Consider the following 24,722-nt stretch of genomic DNA (forward strand, 5'->3'; position numbering starts at 1 on the left):
CGCACCGAAGGACGGTGCGGGGCTCCGAAAGGTTGAGCGGCTCCGGCCGGTTTCTTTCCCCGGCCAGGGGCCAATCGCGCTCTAGTACCAGCTGTGGGCCTGCCAGAACGACCAGGCGCCGCACGGGCTGCCGTAGCGCTCGTTCATGTAGCCCAGGCCCCACTTTATTTGGGTGGCCGGGTTGGTCTGCCAGTCGTCACCGGCGGAGGCCATCTTGTTGCCGGGCAGCGCCTGGACGAGGCCGTAGGCACCGGAACCGCTGTTGGTGGCCTGGAAGTTCCAGCTCGACTCGTTGTTCACGATGTTGCTGAAGCACTGGAACTGGCCCGAGGGAACGATCTGACGGGCGAGCGCCTGCACGTCGGCTATCGAGTAGGAGCTCTTGACCGCGAAGTTCGTGCGGGCGGCCGAGCGGCTGGCGGCCTGGGTCTCCAGGTCGCGGGCCTTGGCGTCCTTGTCGGCCTTGTCCTTGTCGGCCGCGTCCTTCTTGGCCTTGGCATCCTCGGCGGCCCGAACGCGCGCGGCTTCCTCGGCGGACTTCTTCGCCGCGGCACTGGCCTGCGCGGACTGGGCATCCGCCTGCTGTGTCAGGGACGCGGTCTGCACCTGGGCCTGCTGGCCGGCGGGGATGTCCGCGAGAAGCGTCGTGTCGGCTGCGGTGGCCTCGAAGTTGTCGTTCGAAGCGGCAGCGGGGCTTCCTGCGGCAACGCCGACGACGGCGCCAACGGTGGTGACCGCAGTGGCAGACGCCACCGCGAATCCCCGGACCGAGATCCGGCTCACACGGTTTCCTTCCAGCAGCGTCCGCACGGGTGACCTCGCGGACGCAATCGTGCCCCTGGCTCTCTCCTCCCAACTACTGGGCCACGGGAGGAACTGACCCGATGGGCAACTCCCTTGCGGGAAGTGCCGCGTGATGCGCGGGCGGCATACGGCTCAGCTATTGAGTTGCGAGGGTACGGAGATACCCGGGTACAGGGGTGCCGTATGCGGGGCCTGACGGATGCAAGACTCTGCCGGAAGCCGATGCCGCGAGGCAATTCCCCGTTGCGTGTGAAACCTCACACCTCGTTCGCCCCAGTACTTTTTATCAATCCCGCCCACAAGAAGGCGCCGCCCGGCTAGGCTGCTGCGCTCGCCGGACGGCGCCAACTGGTGTGTACTGCCTCAGATGGAGACGTCCTCCAGCATTTCGGTCACCAGGGCGGCGATCTGCGAACGCTCGGACCGGGTGAGGGTGACATGCGCGAACAGCGGGTGCCCCTTCAGCTTTTCGACGACCGCCACGACACCGTCGTACCGGCCGACCCTCAAGTTGTCGCGCTGGGCCACGTCATGGGTGAGCACCACCCTCGAATTGGCCCCGATACGGGACAGAACGGTCAGCAGGACGTTCCGTTCCAGCGACTGCGCCTCGTCCACGATCACAAAGGCGTCGTGCAGCGAGCGCCCCCGGATGTGGGTGAGCGGCAGGACTTCGAGCATGCCGCGCGAGGTGACCTCCTCGATGACCTCACGGCTCGTCACCGCGGACAGCGTGTCGAAGACGGCCTGGGCCCAGGGGCCCATCTTCTCGGCCTCGGACCCCGGCAGATACCCGAGCTCCTGCCCGCCCACCGCGTACAGCGGCCGGAAGACCATGACCTTCTTGTGCTGCCTGCGCTCCAGGACGGCTTCGAGGCCCGCGCAGAGCGCGAGCGCCGACTTGCCCGTACCGGCCCGGCCTCCCATCGAGATGATCCCGACCTCGGGGTCGAGCAGCAGGTCGAGCGCGATCCGCTGCTCGGCGCTGCGGCCGTGGATGCCGAACGCCTCTCTGTCGCCCCGGACCAGCTTGACGTTCCCGTCCGGCGAGACCCGCCCGAGCGCCTTGCCGCGCTCGGAGAGCAGCACGAGCCCGGTGTGGACCGGAAGCGCTGCGGCCTCCGGAACGTAGAGCGTCTCCTCCTCGAAGAGCAGGTCCACCTGCTCGCCGCTCAGCGGCAGTTCGGCCATTCCGGTCCAGCCGGAGTCGGTGATGGCGAGCTCGGCGCGGTACTCCTCGGCGAGCAGGCCGACCGACGACGCCTTGATCCGCAGCGGCAGGTCCTTCGACACGACGGTGACGTCGTATCCCTCCGCCTGGAGATTGCGGGCGACGGCGAGGATCCGGGAGTCGTTGTCCCCCAACCTGTAGCCGGCGGGCAGTACGCCGGGATCGGAATGGTTCAGCTCGACACGGAGGGTGCCGCCGAGCTCCCCCAACGGGATGGGGGCGTCGAGACGTCCGTACCGGACCCGGAAGTCGTCCAGCAGGCGCAGCGCCTGCCGGGCGAAGTAACCGAGCTCGGGATGGTGCCTCTTGGCCTCCAGCTCCGTGACCACGACGATGGGGAGCACCACTTCGTGCTCCTCGAACCGGGTCATCGCGTTGGGGTCGGCCAGCAGGACGCTGGTGTCGAGGACGTAGGTGCGCCGGTCGGGCATGCGGCGCTTTGTGCTGGTCACCACGGAAGGACGTACCCCCTCTTAAGAGGCGCATGAGATCGGGGTGCGACGGCGTCGCGGAAACGGGGACCGGGCTTCGACCGCGCTGCGCGGGCCGAGCTCCGGCCCTCCACGTCGCCCGCGCGCGGTGCGCGGTCGTCCTGGTGCAAAGGGCCTCCCGGGCGAGCGGCGCTGATGCCGCTCACTGAGATACGACGTCCGTGGACCGGACGTCGACCTGGGGGGGTTATGCCCTCGAACACGCGAAGCCATGCCCCGTCATATGCCTGGAGTTCTCCCCCACCCCGCCCCTTCCCGAGACCCTCCGGGGGTGTGGATGGCCTGAGCCCGACTCCTGGGGCTCCGCCCCAGACCCCGTCCGCGGCCGACCGACAACGCCGATCGGCCCGTCCGGCACTTGAGGACGCTCGCCGCAGGCGCCAGGGGCGGGCACGCAAAAGCCGGACGGGAGGAAGATCTGGCCCGTCCGGCGTTTGAGGACAAAGGGGGTGGAACGAGACCCACCCCTCAGGTGCCGTACCTCCTGTGCCGCGCCGCGTAATCGCGCAGGGCTCGCAGGAAGTCGACCTTGCGGAAGGCCGGCCAGAACACTTCGCAGAAGTAGTACTCGGAGTGCGCGGACTGCCAGAGCATGAAGCCGGACAGGCGCTGCTCGCCGCTGGTGCGGATCACGAGGTCGGGGTCGGGCTGCCCCCGCGTGTACAGGTGCTCCGAGATGTGCTCGACGTCGACGATCTCGGCGAGCTCCTCGAAGGACGTGCCCTTCGAGGCGTGCTCCAGGAGCAGGGACCGGACCGCGTCCGCGATCTCCTGGCGGCCGCCGTAGCCGACGGCGACGTTGACGAGTATCCCGTCGATGTCGTGCGTGGCCTGCTCGGCCTCCTTGAGGACGGCCTGCGTGTGTCCGGGCAGCAGATCCGCGTTGCCGACGTGGTGCACGCGCCAGCGCCCGTCCGCCGCCAAGTCCCGTACCGCGTCCTCGATGATGCCGAGCAGCGGGATCAACTGGTCCTCGGGGCGGTCCAGGTTGTCGGTGGAGAGCAGCCAGAGGGTGACGACCTCGACGTCCGTCTCGGCACACCAGCCGAGCAGTTCCTGAATCTTGCTGGCACCGGCCTGGTGGCCCTGCTCGGGGCTGCGGGCCGAGGCCTTGGCCCAGCGCCGGTTGCCGTCCAGGATGACGCCGATGTGCTTGGGCACCTGGTCGTGGTCGAGGCGGCCTTCCACCCGGCGCGCATAGAGCCTGTACACCAGGTCGCGCAAACTCACCGATTCCACCCTCTCGTTGCCTTCCGGGGGCCCGCCGCCGCCCCGCACACCGGCCGCCCCAGGGAAAGCACAGTACTGCGGACGGGCGACGGCGGCCCAACTCGGTCTGTCACAAGTCCGTGATAAGCAGGGAAACGTGACTGAATCGCTCCCCTTCCTCGCAGCCCCGGACCGCTACGACTCCATGGAGTACCGCCGGACCGGCCGCAGCGGCCTCAAGCTCCCCGCCGTCTCGCTCGGCCTGTGGCACAACTTCGGCGACGACCGCGCCCTGGATTCCCAGCGCGCGATCCTGCGCCGCGCCTTCGACCTGGGTGTCACCCACTTCGACCTGGCCAACAACTACGGGCCGCCGGCCGGCTCGGCCGAGCTGAACTTCGGCAAGATTTTCGGCCAGGACTTCGCCCCGTACCGGGACGAGCTCGTCATCTCGACCAAGGCCGGCTATCTGATGCACCCCGGGCCGTACGGCGAGTGGGGTTCGCGCAAGTACCTGCTGTCCTCGCTCGACGCGTCCCTGGACCGCATGGGCCTGGACTACGTCGACATCTTCTACTCGCACCGCTTCGACCCGGAGACCCCCCTGGAGGAGACGATGGGCGCGCTGGCGTCCGCCGTCCAGCAGGGCAAGGCGCTGTACGTGGGCGTCTCCTCCTACAACAGCGAGCAGACCGCCGAGGCCGCCCGCCTCCTGAAGGAGATGGGCGTCCCGGCCCTGATCCACCAGCCGTCGTACTCGATGATCAACCGCTGGACCGAGGACGACCGGCTGCTCGACACCCTGGAGGCGGCCGGCATGGGCTGCATCTCCTTCGTGCCGCTCGCCCAGGGCCTGCTCACCAACAAGTACCTGAAGGGCATCCCGGAGGGCTCGCGAGCCACCCAGGGCAAGTCCCTGGACCCGAACCTGCTGAGCGACGAGGTCGTACGCCGCCTGGGCGGGCTGAACGACATCGCGTCCCGGCGCGGTCAGTCGCTGGCGCAGCTGGCGCTGGCCTGGGTGCTGCGCGACCCGCGCATGACGTCGGCGCTGATCGGCGCGTCCAGCGTGAAGCAGCTGGAGGAGAACGTGGCGGCGCTTGCCGGACCGGCGCTCACCGAAGCGGAGTTGAAGGAGATCGACGTCTTCGCCGTGGACACCGAGGGCACCAACATCTGGGCCCGTCGCGGCTGAGACGGAGGGGGCCGGAGGCGGTCGGTCCCGCGCGGTGCGGACCCGACCGGGTCCCGGGAAAGAAAAAACGGGCCGGTCCGTGGGGGGGATACGGACCGGCCCGAGGGGGGGTTTCCACCATAACCCTTCGTAAGTGCTGCTGGGTGCCACGGCGCTCCGGAACTACGCTCCGAAACCGGCCCAGTACGCATTCGCGGTCCCCCGCAGGGGTGACCATCACTGGGCATCCGACCTTGACCGTGCAGCTCAGAGGGGCCGCGGCCGGGTCCCGGCACCGCTCGACGACGGATTTCGTGGCCCGGAATTCGCTCCCCGTGTGCTTCACCCCACTGGGTCAAGGCAGGACGCTCCGGGTGACCGTCCGGTGTCAGCGCGTACGCGAAGGCCGCTCGGCGCGGCGCAGCAGCGAGATCCCGTCCGCCTCGGCCACCCGGACATATCCGTACTTCGCGAGCGCGAGGTACTCCTGATCCTGGCGGGGCGCCGGGTAGGGCCAGGTGCCGCGCGGGTAGGGCCAGGACTCCGGCGGGACGCGGTCGTAGGCGATCCATTGCGCGGTGGGGCGCGGGATGGGCCCGTCCGTCTCGTACAGCTTCCCGTGCACCGGGAAGGTCGGGAAGAGGACGACCGTGGTGCGTGAAGTCAGTTGCGGGACAAGGCGGTTGGAGGCCGCGACGGTCACGCCGTCGGGGATGCGGCGCAGCAGTTCGCGTACCGCTGTGACGTGGGGAGTGGTGCGCCAGGTGGAGCGGTGGGCGATCTGGGCGAGGGGGAAGGAGGGGATGAGGACGAGCGTCACCGCCGCCACTGTCATCAGCGAGGCCCGTACGTGACGCCGGGTCAGCGGGCCGCCGTCGGCGGCGTACGGGCGCAGCGCGTCGGTCAGGGCCGCGAACACCACGGGCATCAGGACGGCCGTGTAGTGGAAGGCGGTCCCCCAGTGGAAGACGTTGGTGGACAGCATCCGCCAGCCCAGCGTGGGCAGCGCGATCAGGGTGAGCGGCGAGCGCAGGGCGATGAGCGCGGCCGGCGCGAAGACGAGGACGAGGGTGGTCGCCTTCACCTCGGGGCGTACGGCGTCGAGCGGCGCGAGGGCGAGCGTGGTGAGCAGTGAGTGGTGGGCGGGCGCCAGGTTCGCGGCGTGCGCGTAGGCGCCCGCCGGGTTGAAGAACGGCATCAGGACCTTGAATTCGAGCGCGCTGCCCACCAGGCCGGTCACGGCGGCCGCGATGCCCAGCCGGCGCGGGCCCCGCCAGGCGACGTACGCCCCGATCGCGGCCAGCGTGAGCCCGAGGTCCTCCTTGACCAGGAGCAGCGGCACGGCCCACGCGATCGCGCGCCGCCAGCACCTGCGGGCCAGCGCTTCGAGGGCCCAGGAGACGAGCGGGACCGCGAAGCACACCTCGTGGAAGTCGAAGCCGACCGCCGATGCGATGCCCCAGCTCAGCCCGTACCCGAAGGCGACGACATGGGCGGCCCGGCGGCCGAGCACCCGCGCGGCCTGCCGGGCGAGCGGCACCACCGCGAGCGCGAGCAGCGCGGCCTGCGCGAGGAGCAGCGTGTACGGCGAGGGGAAGAGGCGGTAGAGGGGGGCGAGGACGGCGAGCACGGGGTGGAAGTGGTCGCCGAGGAGGTTGAAGCCGTCCCCGCGCAGGGGGGAGACGGGCGCGTGGAGGTGGGCGTAGGCGCGGACGGCCTGCTCGAAGATGCCGAGGTCGTAGCCGGTGGTGCGGACCAGCGCCTGGCGGCGGCCCGAGACGGTCGCGTACAGGAGGAAGAGCGCGGCGGCCCACCCCCACCACAGGAGGGCGGGCCGGCCGATGCGTACGCGAGGGATGCGGGAGAGGGTGGGTGCGGGCGGGATCGACGGCCGACTGCGCCGCCCTACCCTTTGGTCAGCAATTGTCCCCATACATCCGGATGCTAGGGCCTCAGCGGGTCGGCCTCAGGGGCTTCCGCGCCTCGATCAGGAAGCGTGTCGTGTGCGCGACGAAGGGGCCCTCGGTACGGATCTGCTCGTCGAGGGCCTTCAGCTGGTCGCGGTACTCCTCGACGGTGAAGCCCGGCACCATCCAGATCACCTTGCGCAGGAAGTAGACGACGGCGCCGATGTCGTTGAATTCGGTACGCAGCTTCTCCAGGCGCAGATCGACGACCTCCAGCCCCGCGCTCTCCGCCTCCTTGCGCGCCTTGCCGGGGTCGCGGCCACCGCGCACCTCCGGCGGCTGCGGCCCGAGGAAGTACTCGACGAGCTCGAACACGCTGGCCGGGCCCACCTGTTGGGAGAAGTACGTGCCGCCGGGCGACAGGACGCGAGAGATCTCGGACCACCAGGTGGTGACGGGATGCCGGCTGACCACCAGGTCGAAGGCGCCGTCGGCGAACGGCAGCGGGGGCTTGTCCTCGTCGGCGACGACCGCCACTCCGCGCGGGTGGAGCAGGCCGGTGGCGCGGGCGACGTTCGGGGGCCAGCCCTCGGTGGCGACGGCGAGCGGCGGCAGCTGGGGCACGGCGGCGAGGACCTCGCCGCCGCCGGTCTGGATGTCGAGGGCGGCGGTGGCCTTCGCCATCCGCCCGGCCATCGACCGGGCGTACCCCCACGACGGCCGCTCCTCGGTGGCCCGGCCGTCGAGCCAGGAGAAGTCCCAGCCGTCGACGGAGACGGACGCGGCCTCGTCGATCAGTTCCTCGAAGGGACGGTTGTTGTGGTTCCTGATGTTTCGGCCCATGTTGCGGACCCTACGCGGCGGCCCCGTGAGCCACTACCGTTTATCCATGGGCCGATGGAGGGACGGAACGGGCACGCTGAGCGTGCTCGACGGGGCCGGGACGGCGGTTCCGCTGGAGATCGCGGCGTCCTACCGGGCCCGGACGCGGGGCCTGCTCGGCCGGGACGGCATCGAGGGCGCGCTCCTGCTGACCCCGGCGAGCAGCGTGCACACCTTCCGGATGCGCTTCGCGATCGACGTGGCCCATCTGGACCGCCATCTGCGCGTGATCGCGGTACGCACGATGAGGCCGGGCCGTCTCGGCGCGATCCGGCCGCGCGCACGGCACCTCCTGGAGGCGGAGGCGGGCGCGATGGAGGCGTGGGGCCTGCGGCCGGGCGCGCAGGTGGTCATCGCAGCCGGGATCGCGCCCGGGCAGGATCTCAGGACTTGAGCTTGGCCGCCTGCGCAACGGCGAGCCGGTCGGGAATCTGTGGCGTGTCGCCCCCGCTGACATCAACCGCGTAATAGGTGACAACGGTGGTCCCACTCCGCACCACCTGAAAAACCATGGGCACGGGGTCGCCCTGGGCAACGCCCGTCAACTCGTACGCGACGGCCTCGTCCCCCGCCGCGGGCGCGGGCAGCTCCTTGACCTCGGTGAAGACGGAGGGCTCAAGGTCACCGCCCTTGGTCCGGAACCCGTCGGAACAAGCACCAATGGCGGTCCGCAGCCGAGCGAGCACGTCGGAGGCTCCGTCCGGATGAGCGCCGAGCACCTCAGTAACAACTGTCTGATCGGCCTGCCCGTCCTCGCTCGTGTCGACGAGGCGCCGGTAGACGGTGGCGGAGGGGGCGGGCTCGGGGGTGCCGTTGATGACGGACACGAAGGGCATGCACTCGGCCTTGGCCGTACGGGAGCTGCCGGTCGGGGTGCCGCCCTCCAGGGGCTCGGCCGCGAAGCCCTTGACGTCGCCGGTCACGAGCGCGGCGGCGGCGAGCTGCTCACTGCTGAGCGCGCCGTCGGCCTTGACCCGCGGGATGGTGTCGCTCGCGCGGGGTGCGGGCAGCGTGGTCTGCGGGGTGACCCCGCCGGCGCCGGGCGCGGCCGCGGTGTCCCGGACGGACCCTTCGGCACCTTTGCTCTCACTGGCGGGCCCGCACGCAGCGGCCCCCGCGAGGGCGATGAGACACACCCCAGCCGTCGCCGCACGGCTCCGTACCAGCCTTGGCTTCATACTCAGCACGGTAACAACGACTCCTGTGGATTGCCTGGTCCCGGACGCGGGGATTCCGCCGGTCGCCCGGGCGTTGCTTTACGGCTACCCGAGGGAAGGGGGCTGGTCAACTTGCCATGCCGGTGGCCCAGTTGGAGCCGTACGGCAGCACGACCCACGTGCGGGTGCCGCCACCCGGCTCACGGGACCCGCCTGCGGTCGGCGGCTAGGAGGACCGCTACCTCACCGACAGCCGGGACGCCCTGCAGAACCTCATCCGAGACATCAAGGCAGGCAGGGCGGACCACCTGTTGTGCAGCCGAGAGGGCATCACCCTCTGTTACTGCCGGTGCGACTTCGATCCATCGGGGAGCCCCGGTCTCCGCTCGGCGCTACGGTTGGTGCGGGACCACTCCCCGTAGTCGCATGGAGGACCGCGGTGACCACCATGATCGAACGCAGGACAGCCATAGACACTGACGTGAACGCAGCCCAGACCATGGCCTTCGAAGAGTTGCTGCGGACGGTAGAGGAACTGAACACGCCGGACGGCTACAAGGCCGAGCTCATCCGGGGGAAGATCGTCGTGTCGCCGTGGTCCAAGCTTCGCTACCTTCGCCCGATGCGGCTGCTCCGATCACAGCTTGAAGCCCACGCTCCTCAGGGCCACATCTCAGACACCTCACCGTTCCTCTTCCGCTTCCCGTCCGCCGAGCGCGCCTTCGGCCCTGACCTTTTCGTCGCGGACGAGGCGGCTTTCGAAGCTGAGGGACGGCATGCCGACGGAGGCGCGCTCTCGCTGGTCGCCGAGTTCACATCGCTGTCCACCCGGGACGCCGCCTGGGAGGAGAAGGTCGCCGTTTACGGACAGCTTGTTCCGGTCTACCTCGTGCTGGACATGCAGGCCGACGAGATCACCTGCTTCTGGGAACCCTCACCTCGCGGCTACCGCTCACGTACGACCACTCCGTTCGGCCGCCCGCTCCACATCCCGGCGCCCTTCGATTTCGATCTGGACACCGCCGAACTCTCCGCGACCGCGGACAAGACCGGGCCGGAGGAAGAAGCTCCCTCTTCCTAGCCACTGCTCCGGGTAAAGCTGACCTCCACCCGCCGGTTCTTCTTGCGGCCGTCCTCCGTCGAGTTGTCCGAGATCGGGTAGTCCTCGGCGTAACCCCGGATCTCGAAGCTCACGTCGGGGCCGAGCGACAGGGAGAGGGCCTTCTGGACGGCGTCCGCGCGCTGCTTGGAGAGGACCACTCCGTGCTCGTGCGTGCCGAGGTTGTCCGTGAAGCCGAAGACCCGGACGCTGGTCGCCTTCTGCTTCTTGATCTCCGCCGCGATGCCCTGGATACGGTCATTCGCGTCGGACGACAGGGCCGCGCTGTCCATCGCGAACAGCACCTCCGCCTGCAGCGCGAACGTCACATTGGTGTTGGTGTCCGAGCGGCGCTCCTCGCCGCCCTGGTCCTCGACGATCGACTTGATGTCGAGCACCTTCGGCGCCGCGAGCGTGCCGCCCTCGGGAAGCTTCAGGTTCGGCGAGGTGCTGTCCACCTTCATGGAGGGGTCACTCGTCGCTTCCGTGCCGGGCAGTGGGGGGCTGCTCGGCGTCACGTCGGCGTACGCGGAGGTGCCGCCGGCGGTCAGGACTAGCGCGGCGGCGATCGCTACGGCTGCGTGCCGGGTTCTGGTCATGGCGTGATCACCCGGAGACGGGAACGGTCATGGTGGGGAAGGTCGGCAGTTGGAAGTCGACGTCTCTCGTGCCGTTCGGGGGGGCGGGGAATTGGGCGAAGACCGGCACGGTCTGGCCCGCCTTGATGCTGGAAATCCCCATCGTGCAAAGGCATTTCCCACCTGTATCGCGCAGAACGTAGTACCGCTTCTTCCCCACCTTGTCGACCAGCGTCGCACCGGCAACCGAGTCACCGCTCGCGAGCACATCCCGCTCTGTGCCCGCCCACGGCGAAGTGGCGACGAAGTCGTCGGCGCCGGTGTTCTTCACCTGTCCCGCGACGGTGAGGAATCCACCCGAGTCGCGCTTCACACTGTTGATGGTGAGGACCACGCCGCCCTCGCCCGTGGCCTCCGCGAGTTTGACCGTGGGGTCCGGCGAAGCAGCCGACGTGTCCGTCTGCTGGCCCTTGCCGGAAGGCGAGGACTTCGACTGCGATGAGCTGCCCGCGTTCGTCTTGCCGTCCTTGCCTCCGTCGCCGCATCCGGCGACGGCGAACGCCAGGGCGACCACCATCGCCGCCGCCAGAGCCCCGTTCCGGGGCCTCAACGTATGCCGAACACTCATCGGTGCCATTCCTCTGCTCGTCGCTTGCTGTCAGTCGACCAGTTTCACGCTGAAGATCTTCTCCAAATCGGGCAACGGATCGACGGGCATGTCCTTGCCGTCGCACGTGATCGTGACGGGAGGTGGCGTAGGAGCTGGCGTAGGCGCAGAAGTCGAGGTCGGTGTCGGCGTCGGCGTCGGCGTCGGCGTCGGGCTGCCGCCACCGTTGCCGCCGGAGGGAAGCGTGCACCGCAGTTCGATCACCGCCGTGGCGCTCGCGGTTCCGTGCTCGTCCTCGGTGCCCGGGATCACTGATGTCCCCACCGTGTACTGCGTTTTGACGTCCGCGGTGAACTTGAACCGGCCGACACCACCGGCACGCGAATCGAACCCCGTCAGATCGGCGTGGTTCTTCGACGCGAAGGTCGCGGCCTCGTTGTGCGCATCAGCGATGACGATGCCGTTGAAGATGTCGTCGAGACCGCCGGAGGTCGTGAGCGCCGTCAGCACCTTCGGGCCCAGCTCCTCGCGCACTCGCTGTGCCGCTGCCAGAGCCGCCGAATCGGCCGCACCCTGAGCCCCATTGCGCGTCGCCGACGCCTGACCGACCGCAAAGAACGCGAACGCAAGAAAGAGCAGGCCCGCCACCATCACCACATAGATGGGGAAGGCCTGCCCTCGGTCTCCGCGAAACCGTGAACTCAGCCGCCAGCCTTGATCTTGTTGATCTGCTCCTTGATCTTGGTGGTGATCTCGCTCCCGATCCCCGTCGCCATAATCCCGCCGATAATCGCCACCACCACCAAAATGATCCCCAGATACTCGAAAGAAGTCTGCCCCCGGTCCCGGCCATCGGCGTTCGCCGACGCGTACCGGCGTCGGACGCGGGCGATCGCCGTGTCCCTCCAGCCGCTCACCCGTACCTGCGCAGCGACGGCGGTCTTCAGCAGCGTGTCCTGCGGCATTTCGCGGCTCTCCTCCGGTTGCGGCGTCACGTCGTACGTCATCGGGAACGTAAGGCGGGGTTCCGGAGGCCGCCGAGGGTCCTGGGGCCCAAATCCGGGCCCAAGCGCGGGGGTTACGCACCGGACACCCCCAGCCAGCGGGCGATCGCCTCGCTGCGGGTCGTGGCGTGCAGCTTGGCGAAGATGCGGTTGATGTGGTTCTTGACCGTCTTCTCGCTGATGAAGCACGTGGCCGCGATGTGCTGATTGTTCATGCCCGCCGCGATCAACTCCATCACCTCGGCCTCCCGCGAACTCAGCCTGAAATCTTCCCTGTTGCGCATGGACACCGCTCGCTGTGCAGTTGAAGACTGTGCCACAACCGGTTGCAGTTGCGAAAGGGATTGCGCGGAAATGGGAGACGGCGCGTCCGGTTGCTCGCGTACGTGGGCGAGGAGGGCGTTCGCCGCCGTGGCGCTGAAGGCGGCTCTGCCCTCCCTCATCCCCCGTACCGCAGCGGTCAGTTCGTCCGCCGTGAACTCCCCGTGGACCAGGTAGCCCCCGGCCCCGAGCCGCAGCGCCTCCCGCACGATCTCGCTCTCCCGGCTGTACGTCAGCATCATCACCGGGGCCAGGCCCACCAGGTGCGGCAGCGCCGCCATGCCGTCGACGCCCGGCATGCGGACGTCAAGGAGGATCACGTCCGGGCGATGGCGCACCGCCGCCTCGTACGCCTCGCCGCCGTCCGCCGCCTCCGCCGCCACCTCGATGTCGTGGCGGCCGTGCAGCAGCGCCGCCAGGCCCGCCCGTACGACCGGGTTGTCGTCCGCGACGACGATCCTCAGCGGACGTACCGGGTCACGCACTCCCATCGCGTACGGCATTCCGTTCGCCATGACACCCCCTCTCAAGGAGTTCCCGAAGTCGGATCGGCCAGCAACTGCCCGCTCCCGAGCGGGAGTTCCACGCGTACCTCCGTGCCCGTCGGCGCCGTCCCCCGGCCCACCCTGATCCGCGCCCCGATCGCCGCCGCCCGTTCCACCATGCCCACCAGGCCGAAGTGGCCCGAGCGTTTCAAGTCGTCCAGGGTGGTGCCGGGCGGCAGGCCCCGGCCGTCGTCGTGGATGCTGAGGCGGAACATCCCGCCCTCGACGCCCGCCTCCACCGCGATGCGGGCCGGGCCCGCGTGCCGATGGGCGTTGTCCATCGCCTCGTTCGCGATCGTGACCAGTTGACGGGCCACCGCCGCCGGGACGATCGTCGGGCCCTGGCCGGCGGCGAGCGCCTTCCACTCCGCCCCCGCCCCCGTCCGTCGCATGAAGTCCCTTACGGACAAGTGCAGTTCGTCCAGCACGTCCACCTCCCCCGGCGTCCGCCTCAGGTCCGCGAGGAGCTCTCGGGATTCCGCTGCCGCTCTGCGTGCGGCCCTGGCCACCAGTTCGGCCTGTCGGCGGACCGTGACCGGGTCCACCCGGTCGGCCGAGGCCGCCAGACCGTCCGCCGCCAGCGCCAGGCCGTGCAGCGTCTTCGCCACCGAGTCGTGCATGTCCCGGGCCAGGCGTGCGCGCTCCTCCTCGACCGCCAGGCGCGCCCGGGTCTCCGTCAGGGCCTGGCTCGCCGCGCCGAAGCGGAAGAGGAGGTTGCGGATCGTTACGCCCACCGCCCCCGCCATCACGCAGAAGCCCGGCAGTAACAGGGCCGAGGCGTGGGCCAGTTGATGCCTGGGGCCCGTCGCGTACACCACTGTCAGGATCGCCACCTGGAGGCCCGCGAAGATGCCCGCGCCCCGCCAGCCGTAAACCAGGCCCGCGAGCAGCGGGGTGCAGGTCGTGACGTAGCCGAGGGGGGACTCCGGGGTCGCCGTGATCAGAAGCAACGCGCCGAACACCGCGTCCACCGCAAGGAGCCAGGGGTGGCGCAGGAGCAGCGGGCCGAAGCGTTCCCAGTCGCGGAACAGGACGTACGAGCCCATGAACGTGACCAGGACCGCCGCGCCCACCACCAGGCCCGGCGCGCCCTTCGCCGCGCCCGCGAGTGCGAAGGGGGCGCCTGTCGCGATCATCGCAAGGCGGAAGCCGAACACCTGGCGGCACATCGCCTGGAGTGCGTTGATCTGAAGGGTGGGAGGCGGAAGAGCCTCCGTCACCCTGCGGTGGTTCAGGTTCGGCATCCTCAACCCCCTTGTCCGCAGCGTCAGTTGGAGGGTCACTTCGGGCCTCCCAGGAAGCCGCCGAAGTCCAGGTTCGCTCCGTAGACGAAGCCCACGCTGAGCAGGATCAGCGTGCCCGGCAGCAGGAACGTCGTCACCGCGAAGGTCGCCTTGGGGACCGCGCGAGCCGCCTTGCGGCGGGCGTTCTGCGCGTCGGTGCGGCGCATGTCGGCTGCGATCGCCATCAGGGTGTCGACGATCGGCGCGCCCAGCTCCTCGCCCTGCTGGAGCGCGGTCACGAACATCGCGACCTGCTCGGAGTCGTTGCGCTTGCGCAGTTCCTCGAAGGCCTGGCGGCGGCTGACGCCCATGTCCATCTGGCGCAGCGTGATGCGCAGCTCGTCGGCCCAGGGGCCCTCGTACTTGTCGGCGACCCGGTCCAGGGCCTGGCGGAAGCCGAGGCCCGCGCTGACCACCACGGCGAGTACGTCCAGGAAGTCGGGCAGGGTGCGTTCGATGTGGTCGCGACGGACCCGGACCGCCGACCAGATGCCGACCTCGACCCAGAACAGCGCGAAGGCCACCATCACCAGGGCGACGATCCAGTGCCCTTCGAGCAGCATGATCAGCGCGGCCGCCGCGCCCAGCATCCCGTACACGGCGCGGCGGGCCGCGTACCGGTCGACGGTGAGGCCGCCCGGGTTGCCCGCGAGGTCGATCTGGCGGCGCTTCCTGTCGACCCGCCCGGGGCCCATCATCCGCAGCACCGCCGGCGCCCAGCGCATGCCGAGCCGGTCGACCGCCGAGCCGACGGCCGTGGTGCGCGTCGCGCCGACCTCCAGGGCCACGGAGAGGTCGCTCGGGAGCTTCACCTCGGCCCGGTACATGCGGATGCCGAGGAACATCCCGTACACGCTCAGGCCCATCAGGGCCGCGAAGAGCAGTCCCATGTCTCGCTCACTCCCCTCTCTCCAGCCGGCTGTGCGGGCTCGTACGTCGGTGTGCGGACCAGTAGCGGGCTCATACGTCGATGCGGGACAGGCGGCGGACCACGAAGAATCCGAGGGCGTACAGGGCGATCGAGACCAGCACCGCCGCCTGGCCGACCAGCGCGCCCGTCATGCGGTCGAGCGCGCCCGGCATCACCGCGTTCAGCATGAGCAGCGCGGCGATGCCGAAGCCGGGCACGGCGTACGCGGTGACCGTCACCTGGGCCAGCGTCGTACGCACCTCGCGACGGGTCTCCTTGCGCTCGTCCAGGGTGGTGGTGAGGTTGCGCAGCGAGCTGACGACGGTGCCGCCCGCGCGGTTGGCGAGCACCAACGTGGTGACGAGGACGACGAGTTCGCGGGACGGGAGCCGGTCGGCGAGTTCGCCGAGCGCGTCGTCGAGCGACTCGCCCATGGCGAGCCGGTCGGTGACCCGGCCCAGTTCCTCGCCCGCCGGGGCCTCCATCTCCTCGGCCGCCATGGCGATCGCGGTACGCAGTGCGAGGCCGGCCTGGGTGGCGTTGGCGAGGATGCGGGACAGCTCGGGCAGCTGGTTGATGAAGCGCTCGATGCGTTTCTGACGCTGCCAGTTGAGGAACGAGTTGGCGCTCCACAGGCCCGCGAGCCCGGCGAGCGGCCCGAAGAAGGAAGCGAGTACGGATGTGGCGATCAGCCACAGCGCGGCCACCCCGGCCAGCATGTACACGAAGAACTCGCCGGGGGTGAGGTCGAGGCCGGTGGCGGCCAGCTTCAGTTCGATGCGGCGGCCCAGTGTCGTCCCGCGCAGCCTGCGGTCCACGCCCTGGAACGGGCGGTGCCGGCCGGTCGTCTGCGGGCCGCCCGGGTTGGTGAGCCGGTCGATGAGGGCTTCGCGCTGGGCGCGGCCCGCCCCGTAGGAGCGCAGCCCCAGGACCGCGAGCACCCCGGCGAGCAGGGTGACGCCGAGCGTGAGGAAGGAGAGGTTCATCTGCGCGGTCCCTGTCGGTTGGTGTGGTCGGCGGTCGACGAGCTTGCGGGCACGGTCAGTTGGCGTGGCGGACGGCGAGCTGTTCGGCGCTCGATGCGACCCCGTACGCCTGCGGAACGGGCTGGTTGGCGAGGTAGAGGCGGTCGGCGACGCGGCGGGGCAGCGGGAAGTACTGGAAGCGGCCGTGGATGCGGCCATCGGCGGCCATCGGCTGGGCGTCGAAGCGGCAGACGGTGGTGATGCGGTACGGGTCGCGGCCGTGCGATTCGAGGATGGCGATCTCGGTGATCTTGCGGGCGCCGTCCGCGTGCCGGGTGAGCTGGACGATGACGTCGACGGCCGAGTTGATCTGGTCGTGCAGCGCCTCGAAGGGGACCTCCACCTCCGACATGGAGGCGAGCGTCTGGAGCCGCATGAGCGCGTCCTCGGCGCTGTTGGCGTGGACGGTGGCGAGCGAGCCGTCGTGACCGGTGGACATCGCCTGGAGCATGTCGAGCGACTCGCCGCCGCGGACCTCGCCGACGACGATCCGGTCGGGGCGCATGCGCAGTGAGTTGCGCACGAGGTCGCGGATGGAGACGTGGCCCTTGCCCTCGACGTTCGGCGGCCGCGACTCCAGGCGGATGACGTGGGCCTGCTGGAGCTGGAGCTCGGCGGAGTCCTCGATGGTGATGATGCGCTCGTGCGGCGGGATCAGGCCGGACAGGGCGTTGAGGAGGGTCGTCTTTCCGGTGCCGGTGGCGCCCGAGACGATGATGTTGAAGCGGGCCTGTACGAGCCCGGCGAGCAGCAGCAGCATGTGCTCGTCGAGCGAGCCGAAGGTGATCATCTCCTGGAGCGTGAACGACCTCGGGAAGCGGCGGATGGTGAGCGTCGCGCCGGTCAGCGAGAGCGGCGGGATGATCACGTTGACGCGCTCGCCGGACGGAAGGCGGGCGTCCACCATCGGGTTCGACTCGTCCACCCGCCGGTTGACCGTCGACACGATCCGCTCGATCGTCTGCATCAGCTGCTCGTGCGAGGCGAACCGCAGCGGCAGTTGCTCCACCCGTCCGCCGCGCTCGACGAAGATCTGGTCGGGGCCGTTGACCATGATCTCGGTGATGGAGGCGTCTTCGAGGAGCGGTTCGAGGATGCCGAGGCCGAGGGCCTCGTCCACGACCCGGCGGATCAGCCCGGCCCGCTCGGAGGTGGAGAGGACCGGGCCCTCGCGGCTGATGATGTGCCCTAGCACCCGCTCCAGGCGGGCCCGGCGCTCGGCGGCGGCGAGCGACGACATCTCCGCGAGGTCGATCTCCTCCAGGAGCTTGGCCCGGTAGGAGGCGACCAGGTGGCCGTCCTCCCGCCCGGCGCCGGTCTCCTCGGGGACCGCGATGCGTGCCCGCAGACTCATGTGTCTCGTCTCCAGTCGTCTCGGGTCAGTTGTGGGGCCGAAGCTTCGGCATGGTGGAGGTGCGGGTCGCGGTGCCGAAGTCGGGGATGCCGGGGACGACGCTGGGGATCTTGACGGTCACCGTGTACGTCACCCCGTCCCCGCCGCCCCCGGCCCGCATGACACGCGGATCGAGCCAGCCACTGACCGCGGCCGTGCCGGCGGCCACGGGGTCCGGCTTCGGCTCGCCCGCCCTCGGATCGTCCAGGCTCGCCGCCCGCGCCGCCGCCCGCGCCCCCGTGCCCGCCTGGTTCACGGCGTACGCGGCGACCCCGAGCTGGATCGCGGCGAGGCCGACGAACAGCAGGATGGCGACGAACCCGATGTATTCCAGGGCGACTTGACCCCGGTCACGCTCTCGGTGCGTACGGATGCGCACGGCTCAGCGCTCCTTCACATGAGCGGCGGTGCCGTCGACGGGGAAGCTGTTGAGGACGCCCGGGATCAGGATGGGGATCTTGAGGGTGACCTTGGCGCGGTACATGGCGCCGTCCGGGGCGCACTCCGGAAGCGCCCCCTGAAGGGCGGCGGGCACCTCGTGCAGGGCCGCCGCCCGGCACGCGCCCACCGCGTCCCCCTCCGCCGCCGCCCCCGCCCGCGCCCCCTCGTCCGCCGCGTTGCCCGCGAGGACGAAGGTGTAGCCGACCAGGGCGCACTGCCACAGCGCCACGAGGAGCAGCAGGATCAGCGGGACCACGCCGACGAACTCGATGACCGTCTGCCCCCGGTCCCGCTCGCCCCGGGGAATCCGTAGGAGACGCATCCCGCCCATCGGCCTCATCAGCCGCCCCTGCGCCTGAGCACAAGGCCTGAGCCCCGCGCGGCCCGCGCCTTCGCTCGGCCCTCCGGGGCCTTGAGCAGGCCGAGTTCCCCGGCCAGCGCCCACAGCGCCTGCTTCACCGTGCTCTTGTTGTCCAGGTCGTGCAGGCGCCCCGCGTCGACGACGGCCTGGAGCTCCTTGAAGTGGGCCGGGATCGCGGTCTGGGCGACCCGGGTGCCGGTGATCTTCTGGACGAGCGGGGGCTGGATCTCGGTGTGCCGGGTGTGCCGGTTGACCAGCGTGGTGGTCTCCTCGGCCTTGCGGATCTGGAGCCGGTCCCACATGCGTACGGTCCGCTTGGCACCCCGTACGGACACGACGTCCGGGGTGGTGACGAGCAGCGCCACGTCGGCCATTTCGACGGCGGCGGCGTTGGCCGCGTTCATCTGGGTGCCGCAGTCCACGACGACGGCTTCGTAACGGGTGCGCAGCGCGCCGATGATCTGGCGGGCGGCCCGGTCGGTGACCTCCTCGCCGCGTTCGCCCTCACCGGGGGCCAGCAGCAGGGCGAGCCCGCTCTCGTGGTTGAAGACGGCGTCGGCGAGGACGCGGGGCGAGATGTCGGTGATCGCCGCGAGGTCGGCGATGGAGCGCCGGAACTGGACGTCGAGGTAGGAAGCGACGTCGCCGGCCTGGAGATCCATGTCGAGCAGGACGGTCGTGCGGCCCGACGCCCTTGCCGCGAGGGCGAGTTGGACCGCCACGAGCGTGGTGCCGACACCGCCCTTGGCGCCGGTCACGGTGGTCACGGTGCCGCCGGGCCCGGTGAAGACATCGAGGCCGGCGCCGAGGTGGCGGCGTACGCCCGCGGACCACTGGGCCGCGGCCTGGACGCGTACCGCCAGCTCCTCGTACGACAACGGAAGCGCGACCAGGCCGCGGGCGCCCGAGTCCATGGCGGCGGAGAAGACCGCGGGCCCGGCGTCGGAGGAGATCAGGACGACGCCGACCGCCGGGAAGCGCAGGGCGACCTCGCGGATCAGATCCAGGGCGGGAAGCGGGCCGATGCGTTCGTGGACGAGGACGACCTCGGGGAGCTCGTCCAAGGACTCGCCCGCGAGCCTGGCCAGGGTGTCGAGGAGCTGGGTGGAGTCGCCGACGGGCATGGCGGGCTCGGCGTCGGGGAGCTGGCTGAGCAGGGTGGTGACGGAGCGCGCGGCGTCCGCGTCGGCGACGGCCGGAAGAATTCTGGTGGTCATCCGCACCTCACTGGTCCTTTTCGAGCCGGTACGTACGGTCACCGGGCGGGATCGTGCTGTCGCCGTTGCCGCGGCCGACGAGCGCGAGGCGGACATGGGTGGCGAACGACTCGGCGTAGGCGACCCGTTGGGCATCGAGGGTGGAGAGGGCGAAGGTGATCGGGACGGCCTGGGTGGTCTGGTTCTTGGCGGCGGCGTCCGGGTTGAGCGCCTGGAGCTGGCCCACGGCGATCACCCGGGCATTGGCGACGATGAGCTTGGACTCGGGGGTGTCGCCCTGCTTGGTGGCGGCGAAGGTGGCGAAGATGTTGACGGTGTCGCTCGCGTTGATCTTTCCGGCGACTCCGGTCGCCGCGTCGATCATGATGGCGATCTCCTGTTCGCCCGGCTTGAGCTGGGGCCGGTCGGTGAACATGCCGTCCTGGAGCAGCGAGCCGCGGGTGAGGTGGGTCGCGGCCATCTTGCCGTTGACGTCGGAGATGTCGGTGACCGCGCCCTGCGAGAGCCACCGTTTGGGCATGCTCGTCCTCACGAACAGGTCGGCCTTGAGCGGTGTGTAGGCGGGGATGTCGTCCTTGAGTTTGTACGCCGTCACCTCCGGCCCCACCTTGGAGTTCACGTCGCTGATCACCGTGAGCACCCCGGCGAACGCGCCGAGGGCGCACAGGACGGAGAGGAGGAGAAGGATGATGCCGCGGCGCTGGCGGGAGTTCATTGACCGTACGACCTCGTTCGCTGACGTGGGGCAGAGCGGGCAAGTGGCGGGTGGCTGAGGCGCGTCGGGTCAGGGGCCCGGGGCGATGGCGCGGCGGCGTTCGGCCCGGGTGAGGGGCCTGGCGCGATAGGCGGAGGCGGGAACGGGCCCGAGGGCGGCGGCGCCGTAGGGGGCGGCGGGCTCCTCCTCGGGCGGCTGACGCGAGGCGCAGAATCCGCAGCGGTCGCCGATGAGCTCCATGGCGCACCAGCGGCACTGTTCGCGCCGTACGGAGGCGACCAGTTGGTAGAGCACCGAGATGTCGGGCAGGTAGGCGGCGAACTCGGTGACCTTGCCGGTGCCCCACCAGCCGGCCGAGTCGGCGGGCAGGGCGGTCTCCTGCACGGCCTTGACCTGCCAGGACGGGGCGAGGGTGCCCGTGATCCAGTCGGCGTTGGCGGTGCCTTTGGCCAGCAGGAGGTGGCAGGCGAAGTCCGGCCCGGTCAGGGCGCCGGCCGGGCCGACCTTGACGAGTTGCGGGTCCGGGTGGGCGAGGACGGCGAACTGGCTGCCCGGCATCCAGGACTTGGCGTGCGCGGTGAGGCCGACCGGGATGCGCTCCAGGCGGGTCACGGAGTTGAGCACGGCGCCCGCATGGATGTAGTGGGAGAGCAGCCGGGCCGCCGAGGCGATGACGCCGGGGCTGAAGTCGCAGACCGAGAGTTGCCTCAACTGCCGCACGAGGATGGCAAGTCCGAGCGGCGGAAGATCGGATTTGATCAGGGTGATCCGATCGGTTTCCAGGAGAGACCGAACGGTATGCAGCCGGTGTTCATGGGCGGCGTCAATTGATGCCGGATAGAACGCGATGACGTAGCCGTGCTGTTCCAGAAGGCGGTGCATGTCGACGAGTGCGGCATCGAGCGGCTGGGCGTGCGGCGACTGGAGCAGCGCCGCGAGCGGCGTCTGCGGATCGGTCGGCGGCAGCACCAGGTCGGGGCTGGTGACGGCTATCGCGGTCGGCACGTCGCGGGCCCCCGTTCACTGATCGCGGTCGCCACCTTGCGGCCCCCGTTCCCTTCGGACGCGCGAGCGTGTGCGAGCCCCCACGACCGCAACTGATCACTGCAATTCCCACCTGCCTCAGCACTTTATCCACGACCTACCGGCCGGAGAACCGTCTTCTCCTTTCCTGTGTGCTTCCACGGCCGGTTTTGGTGCGCATGGGACGGGAGTTGCGTTGAAAGTCGGCCAGCCGTGCGGCCGGAATTGATCCTTCACTCCAGAAGGCCGAACGAGTGGACGCCACGGGGGAGCCGAGGTGCAGGACCGCGTACGAGTCATCGCCAGAGGTCTTGACAACCCAATTGGTCTGGACCATGTTGTGCGACCAGGACGCCCCACCCCCACTCCCCCGCGCCCTCCTCTCCTCCCAACTCCCCTCCCGGAGGCAGCAAGTGAACCGTGCAAGATTCGGGCTGGCCGTGGCCGCGGCCGGCGCGCTCTCCCTGGCCGGGCTCACCGGCGTCGCGTCGGCGGCCGATGTCAACAACGTCAAGAACGCCGGGTTCGAGTCGGGCCTCGGCGGCTGGAGCTGCTCGGCCGGCAGCGGTTCGGTCGTCTCCTCCCCGGTGCACGGCGGAACCGCCGCCCTCAAGGCAACGCCGTCGGGGTCCGACACCGGCCAGTGTTCGCAGACGGTCGCGGTCAGGCCCAACTCGACGTACACCCTGAGCGCTTGGGTGCAGGGCAGTTACGTCTACCTCGGCGCGAGCGGCACCGGCACCACCGACGTGTCGACCTGGACGCCCGGCACCGGCAGCGGCTACGGCCAGCTGTCCACGACGTTCACCACCGGCTCCTCCACGACCTCGGTGCAGATCTACATCCACGGCTGGTACGGCCAGCCCGCGTACTACGCCGACGACATCTCGGTGTACGGGCCCGACGGAGGCGGGGGCGGCGACCCCGCGCCGACGATTCCGGCGGCTCCGGGCGGCCTGACGGTCGGCTCGGTCAGCTCGTCCTCGGTGAACCTGTCGTGGGGCGCGGTGTCGAACGCGACCGGGTACAACGTCTATCAGGGCGGCACCAAGGTGCAGTCGGTGACGGGCAGTTCGGCGACCGTGACCGGGCTGAGCGCGTCGACCTCGTACCAGTTCCAGGTGACCGCGACCAACGCGGCGGGCGAGTCCCCGAAGTCGGCGGCGGTGACCGGCACGACGTCGGCGACCGGCGGCAATCCGGGTGGCGGCGGGACCGTACCCAAGCACGCGGTGACCGGCTACTGGCAGAACTTCAACAACGGCGCGACCGTGCAGAAGATCAGTGACGTGCCGGCCAACTACGACATCATCGCGGTCGCCTTCGCGGACGCCACGACGACGCCGGGCGCGGTGAGCTTCACGCTCGACACCAACGGTCTGGGCGGCTACGGCGTCGACCAGTTCAAGGCGGACATCGCTGCCAAGCACGCGGCGGGCAAGTCGGTGATCATCTCGATCGGCGGCCAGAACGGCACGATCTCGGTCAGCGACTCCACCTCGGCGAACAATTTCGCCAACTCGGTGTACTCGCTGATGCAGACATACGGCTTCGACGGCGTCGACATAGACCTGGAGAGCGGCCTCAACTCCACCTACATGACCCAGGCGTTGAAGTCCCTCTCCGCAAAGGCGGGCAGCAAGCTCGTGATCACGATGGCCCCGCAGACCATCGACATGCAGTCCCCGTCGAACGAGTACTTCAAGACGGCGCTCAACATCAAGGACATCCTGACCGTCGTCAACATGCAGTACTACAACAGCGGCTCGATGAACGGCTGCGACGGCAAGGTGTACTCGCAGGGCACGGTCGACTTCCTGACCGCGCTCGCCTGCATCCAGCTCCAGGGCGGCCTCGACCCGTCACAGGTGGGCCTCGGCCTGCCGGCGTCGACGTCCGGAGCGGGCAGCGGCTACGTCTCGCCGTCGGTGGTGAACGCGGCGCTCGACTGCCTGACCCAGGGCACGAACTGCGGCTCGTTCAAGCCGTCGAAGACGTACCCGGGCCTGCGCGGCGCGATGACGTGGTCCACCAACTGGGACGCCTCCTCGGGCAACGCCTGGTCGAACGCCGTGGGCCCGCACGTGCACGCCCTGCCGTAACGGGCGGAAACAGACAGCAGCGCCGCCCGCGAGCCCGGACGGCGCTGCTGCCGCGTGCTCACGGCTTCGGCAGGGTGCAACCGGCCCGGGTCAGGTCGATCTTGCTACCGGCCCCGATGCAGGGAACGATGATGTACGTCTCTTCGGCATAGTTGATGCCCTGGCGTACGGTCACGTTGCCGTTCTCGTCGACCTCGCACGGGTTGTTCTCCGTGCACTGCTCGCCGTCCTCGTTCCCGGTGTTGTTGACGGCGACGACCTTGCCGGTGGTCGTGTCGATCACCGGGGAGCCGGAGGTGCCGCCGATGGTGTTGCAGGACGAGGTGTAGCGGACCGAGTCCTTCCAGGTCCAGTCGCCCTCCTTCAGCCGGTAGACGAAGCCGTCCACGTTGCAGCTGTAGGTCCGCTTCCAGTACCCGGAGACGACCTTGATCGCCGAACCCTGCGTCGGGTGCGCGTCGTTGAGGGTGAGCGCGCTGATCCCGTAGCTGCTCTGGATCTTGGCGTACGTCGTGTTGAGCTGGTAGATCGATATGTCGGTGTCGGTCATCGTGGCGTACGAGACCTTGGTGGCGCGCAGCGTGGCGACCTTGGACCCCGAGGCGTTGAGCAGCGAGAACGAGCGGGACGAGGGCTGATCGGTGATGACCTCGCCGGCGGCGGGGAAACCGCTTTCGAGGCAGTGCCCGTTGGAGAGTACGAGCGCGGGGTCGTTCGGCTGCGAGCTGGGCGTACGGATCACGGAGCCCGAACAGTTGCTCAGCGCCACGGTCCCGGCGAAGTTGACCGCCTTGGCGGTGGGCGCGGAGGTCTCCCTCGGTTGGGCGGCCACGGCGGGTGCCGCGCCCGCGGCGGCGAGCAGCAGCGCGAGCAGCGCGCCGACGAGAGGCTTCTTCATGTGGGGGTCCCCTTTTGAGGGTGTGAAGAGCATGGAATTGACATGCGCATTGTTGAGACTCGACGCCCAACGAGCAAGAGGGCGTGGGGTATTGATCCAGAAATCCCCGAAACCCTCCACGCACAGCCGCCGCACAGGTTGGCCGAAGACCGAGCTTGACCGAGCCATGACATCCCCCGACCATGTACCCCGGCGAGTCCGGCAGCGGCGGCGGCTTCTACCCGCCCGACGAGGTCATCGAGCGCGAGACCTCCCGCAACCGCGACGCGGTGCTCCAGCTCCTGGAGAACGCCGACTGCACGTACCGCTCGATCGGCAAGGCGTCGCCGTACTGCACCTGACGCC

General features: G+C 69.8%; 25 protein-coding genes and 1 pseudogene. 5 read left to right on the top strand and 21 right to left on the bottom strand.

Going from position 1 to position 24,722, the window contains the following annotated elements:
* Positions 1–81: 81 nt before the first annotated feature.
* The 3 genes from IE206_RS32610 to IE206_RS32620 form a co-directional block, all read right to left on the bottom strand.
* On the bottom strand, positions 82–783 hold the full coding sequence (locus IE206_RS32610; protein ID WP_189968565.1) for an aggregation-promoting factor C-terminal-like domain-containing protein: 702 nt from the start codon (positions 781–783) through the stop codon (positions 82–84).
* A 384-nt stretch (positions 784–1,167) separates the two neighbouring features.
* Positions 1,168–2,490 (bottom strand): RNA 5'-3' helicase PhoH2, encoded by a 1,323-nt coding sequence (gene phoH2 / locus IE206_RS32615; RefSeq protein WP_189968567.1) that lies wholly within the window; start codon positions 2,488–2,490, stop codon positions 1,168–1,170.
* Between the two features lie 504 nt (positions 2,491–2,994).
* The gene (locus IE206_RS32620; RefSeq protein ID WP_189968569.1) at positions 2,995–3,756 is read right to left on the bottom strand and encodes an isoprenyl transferase; all 762 of its coding nucleotides are present in this window, start codon (positions 3,754–3,756) and stop codon (positions 2,995–2,997) included.
* Positions 3,757–3,892: 136 nt separating this feature from the next.
* Here IE206_RS32620 and mgrA point away from each other — a divergent pair, with 136 nt between their 5' ends.
* Positions 3,893–4,930: an L-glyceraldehyde 3-phosphate reductase gene (mgrA, locus tag IE206_RS32625; protein ID WP_189968572.1), complete on the top strand. Its 1,038-nt coding sequence runs from the start codon at positions 3,893–3,895 to the stop codon at positions 4,928–4,930.
* Positions 4,931–5,297: 367 nt separating this feature from the next.
* Here the strand turns inward: mgrA and IE206_RS32630 are convergent, their stop codons facing one another.
* Positions 5,298–6,842, bottom strand: a complete 1,545-nt coding sequence (locus IE206_RS32630; protein WP_189968573.1) for a DUF2079 domain-containing protein — start codon at positions 6,840–6,842, stop codon at positions 5,298–5,300.
* A gap of 19 nt (positions 6,843–6,861) precedes the next feature.
* Entirely contained in the window at positions 6,862–7,659 is a 798-nt protein-coding gene (locus tag IE206_RS32635; protein ID WP_189968575.1) for a class I SAM-dependent methyltransferase, read from the bottom strand.
* Between the two features lie 46 nt (positions 7,660–7,705).
* Between IE206_RS32635 and IE206_RS32640 the strand changes: the two genes are divergently transcribed.
* Entirely contained in the window at positions 7,706–8,092 is a 387-nt protein-coding gene (locus IE206_RS32640) for a DUF192 domain-containing protein (RefSeq protein WP_189968577.1), read from the top strand.
* Here the strand turns inward: IE206_RS32640 and IE206_RS32645 are convergent.
* Complete coding sequence (locus IE206_RS32645; protein ID WP_189968579.1) at positions 8,082–8,876, bottom strand: hypothetical protein; 795 nt, start codon at positions 8,874–8,876, stop codon at positions 8,082–8,084. The two genes, IE206_RS32640 and IE206_RS32645, sit on opposite strands and share 11 nt — an antisense overlap.
* 427 nt (positions 8,877–9,303) lie before the next feature.
* Between IE206_RS32645 and IE206_RS32650 the strand changes: the two genes are divergently transcribed.
* Entirely contained in the window at positions 9,304–9,936 is a 633-nt protein-coding gene (locus tag IE206_RS32650) for a Uma2 family endonuclease (protein WP_189968679.1), read from the top strand.
* Here IE206_RS32650 and IE206_RS32655 read toward each other — a convergent pair.
* The 14 genes from IE206_RS32655 to IE206_RS32720 all read right to left on the bottom strand — a co-directional run bounded on the left by IE206_RS32655 (position 9,933) and on the right by IE206_RS32720 (position 21,359).
* Positions 9,933–10,553 (bottom strand): OmpA family protein, encoded by a 621-nt coding sequence (locus tag IE206_RS32655; RefSeq protein ID WP_189968581.1) that lies wholly within the window; start codon positions 10,551–10,553, stop codon positions 9,933–9,935. The two genes, IE206_RS32650 and IE206_RS32655, sit on opposite strands and share 4 nt — an antisense overlap.
* A gap of 7 nt (positions 10,554–10,560) precedes the next feature.
* Positions 10,561–11,160 (bottom strand): hypothetical protein, encoded by a 600-nt coding sequence (locus tag IE206_RS32660; RefSeq protein WP_189968583.1) that lies wholly within the window; start codon positions 11,158–11,160, stop codon positions 10,561–10,563.
* Positions 11,161–11,190: 30 nt separating this feature from the next.
* On the bottom strand, positions 11,191–11,790 hold the full coding sequence (locus IE206_RS32665; RefSeq protein ID WP_229853262.1) for a pilus assembly protein TadG-related protein: 600 nt from the start codon (positions 11,788–11,790) through the stop codon (positions 11,191–11,193).
* A 50-nt stretch (positions 11,791–11,840) separates the two neighbouring features.
* Positions 11,841–12,146 (bottom strand): hypothetical protein, encoded by a 306-nt coding sequence (locus tag IE206_RS32670; protein WP_226598880.1) that lies wholly within the window; start codon positions 12,144–12,146, stop codon positions 11,841–11,843.
* Positions 12,147–12,217: 71 nt separating this feature from the next.
* Positions 12,218–12,979, bottom strand: a complete 762-nt coding sequence (locus tag IE206_RS32675; RefSeq protein ID WP_189968587.1) for a response regulator transcription factor — start codon at positions 12,977–12,979, stop codon at positions 12,218–12,220.
* 11 nt (positions 12,980–12,990) lie between these two features.
* Positions 12,991–14,292, bottom strand: coding sequence for a sensor histidine kinase (locus tag IE206_RS32680; protein WP_373301023.1), 1,302 nt, complete (start codon positions 14,290–14,292; stop codon positions 12,991–12,993).
* Positions 14,289–15,182 carry a DUF5936 domain-containing protein gene (locus tag IE206_RS32685; protein WP_189968591.1) on the bottom strand — a complete coding sequence of 298 codons (894 nt, stop codon included), beginning with the start codon at positions 15,180–15,182 and terminating at the stop codon, positions 14,289–14,291. The genes IE206_RS32680 and IE206_RS32685 overlap by 4 nt, the downstream gene beginning before the upstream one ends.
* 70 nt (positions 15,183–15,252) lie before the next feature.
* Entirely contained in the window at positions 15,253–16,188 is a 936-nt protein-coding gene (locus IE206_RS32690; protein WP_189968594.1) for a type II secretion system F family protein, read from the bottom strand.
* Positions 16,189–16,243: 55 nt separating this feature from the next.
* The gene (locus IE206_RS32695; RefSeq protein ID WP_189968596.1) at positions 16,244–17,581 is read right to left on the bottom strand and encodes a TadA family conjugal transfer-associated ATPase; all 1,338 of its coding nucleotides are present in this window, start codon (positions 17,579–17,581) and stop codon (positions 16,244–16,246) included.
* A gap of 25 nt (positions 17,582–17,606) precedes the next feature.
* Complete coding sequence (locus IE206_RS32700) at positions 17,607–17,999, bottom strand: pilus assembly protein (protein WP_189968598.1); 393 nt, start codon at positions 17,997–17,999, stop codon at positions 17,607–17,609.
* 3 nt (positions 18,000–18,002) lie between these two features.
* Complete coding sequence (locus IE206_RS43265; protein ID WP_264198133.1) at positions 18,003–18,383, bottom strand: TadE/TadG family type IV pilus assembly protein; 381 nt, start codon at positions 18,381–18,383, stop codon at positions 18,003–18,005.
* 17 nt (positions 18,384–18,400) lie between these two features.
* Entirely contained in the window at positions 18,401–19,639 is a 1,239-nt protein-coding gene (locus tag IE206_RS32710) for a CpaE/TadZ family protein (protein ID WP_189968600.1), read from the bottom strand.
* Positions 19,640–19,646: 7 nt separating this feature from the next.
* Entirely contained in the window at positions 19,647–20,354 is a 708-nt protein-coding gene (gene cpaB, locus IE206_RS32715) for a Flp pilus assembly protein CpaB (RefSeq protein WP_189968602.1), read from the bottom strand.
* Between the two features lie 69 nt (positions 20,355–20,423).
* On the bottom strand, positions 20,424–21,359 hold the full coding sequence (locus IE206_RS32720) for a hypothetical protein (RefSeq protein WP_226598871.1): 936 nt from the start codon (positions 21,357–21,359) through the stop codon (positions 20,424–20,426).
* A 353-nt stretch (positions 21,360–21,712) separates the two neighbouring features.
* Between IE206_RS32720 and IE206_RS32725 the strand changes: the two genes are divergently transcribed.
* Positions 21,713–23,479, top strand: coding sequence for a chitinase (locus tag IE206_RS32725; protein ID WP_189968604.1), 1,767 nt, complete (start codon positions 21,713–21,715; stop codon positions 23,477–23,479).
* Between the two features lie 58 nt (positions 23,480–23,537).
* On the opposite strand, the gene IE206_RS32730 is transcribed toward IE206_RS32725, so the two are convergent.
* On the bottom strand, positions 23,538–24,377 hold the full coding sequence (locus IE206_RS32730; protein ID WP_189968606.1) for a S1 family peptidase: 840 nt from the start codon (positions 24,375–24,377) through the stop codon (positions 23,538–23,540).
* Positions 24,378–24,559: 182 nt separating this feature from the next.
* Between IE206_RS32730 and IE206_RS32735 the strand changes: the two are divergent.
* Positions 24,560–24,718 (top strand): annotated as a pseudogene (locus IE206_RS32735) (zinc carboxypeptidase); the annotation flags it as partial.
* Between the last annotated feature and the right edge of the window lie 4 nt (positions 24,719–24,722).

Source organism: Streptomyces violascens (assembly GCF_014649955.1).
Lineage (GTDB): Bacteria > Actinomycetota > Actinomycetes > Streptomycetales > Streptomycetaceae > Streptomyces > Streptomyces violascens.

Excerpts from the sequence above, each read along its gene's own strand:
- IE206_RS32675 (WP_189968587.1), bottom strand. The coding sequence starts at position 12,979 with ATGGCGAACGGAATGCCGTACGCGATGGGAGTGCGTGACCCGGTACGT.
- IE206_RS32695 (WP_189968596.1), bottom strand. The coding sequence starts at position 17,581 with ATGAGTCTGCGGGCACGCATCGCGGTCCCCGAGGAGACCGGCGCCGGG.
- IE206_RS32730 (WP_189968606.1), bottom strand. The coding sequence starts at position 24,377 with ATGAAGAAGCCTCTCGTCGGCGCGCTGCTCGCGCTGCTGCTCGCCGCC.
- IE206_RS32665 (WP_229853262.1), bottom strand. The coding sequence starts at position 11,790 with ATGGTGGCGGGCCTGCTCTTTCTTGCGTTCGCGTTCTTTGCGGTCGGT.
- IE206_RS32685 (WP_189968591.1), bottom strand. The coding sequence starts at position 15,182 with ATGGGACTGCTCTTCGCGGCCCTGATGGGCCTGAGCGTGTACGGGATG.
- IE206_RS32710 (WP_189968600.1), bottom strand. The coding sequence starts at position 19,639 with ATGACCACCAGAATTCTTCCGGCCGTCGCCGACGCGGACGCCGCGCGC.
- IE206_RS32645 (WP_189968579.1), bottom strand. The coding sequence starts at position 8,876 with ATGAAGCCAAGGCTGGTACGGAGCCGTGCGGCGACGGCTGGGGTGTGT.
- IE206_RS32655 (WP_189968581.1), bottom strand. The coding sequence starts at position 10,553 with ATGACCAGAACCCGGCACGCAGCCGTAGCGATCGCCGCCGCGCTAGTC.
- IE206_RS43265 (WP_264198133.1), bottom strand. The coding sequence starts at position 18,383 with ATGCGTCTCCTACGGATTCCCCGGGGCGAGCGGGACCGGGGGCAGACG.
- IE206_RS32660 (WP_189968583.1), bottom strand. The coding sequence starts at position 11,160 with ATGAGTGTTCGGCATACGTTGAGGCCCCGGAACGGGGCTCTGGCGGCG.
- IE206_RS32640 (WP_189968577.1), top strand. The coding sequence starts at position 7,706 with ATGGGCCGATGGAGGGACGGAACGGGCACGCTGAGCGTGCTCGACGGG.
- IE206_RS32630 (WP_189968573.1), bottom strand. The coding sequence starts at position 6,842 with ATGGGGACAATTGCTGACCAAAGGGTAGGGCGGCGCAGTCGGCCGTCG.
- cpaB (WP_189968602.1), bottom strand. The coding sequence starts at position 20,354 with ATGAACTCCCGCCAGCGCCGCGGCATCATCCTTCTCCTCCTCTCCGTC.
- IE206_RS32725 (WP_189968604.1), top strand. The coding sequence starts at position 21,713 with ATGTTGTGCGACCAGGACGCCCCACCCCCACTCCCCCGCGCCCTCCTC.
- IE206_RS32650 (WP_189968679.1), top strand. The coding sequence starts at position 9,304 with ATGATCGAACGCAGGACAGCCATAGACACTGACGTGAACGCAGCCCAG.
- IE206_RS32670 (WP_226598880.1), bottom strand. The coding sequence starts at position 12,146 with ATGACGTACGACGTGACGCCGCAACCGGAGGAGAGCCGCGAAATGCCG.
- IE206_RS32635 (WP_189968575.1), bottom strand. The coding sequence starts at position 7,659 with ATGGGCCGAAACATCAGGAACCACAACAACCGTCCCTTCGAGGAACTG.
- IE206_RS32690 (WP_189968594.1), bottom strand. The coding sequence starts at position 16,188 with ATGAACCTCTCCTTCCTCACGCTCGGCGTCACCCTGCTCGCCGGGGTG.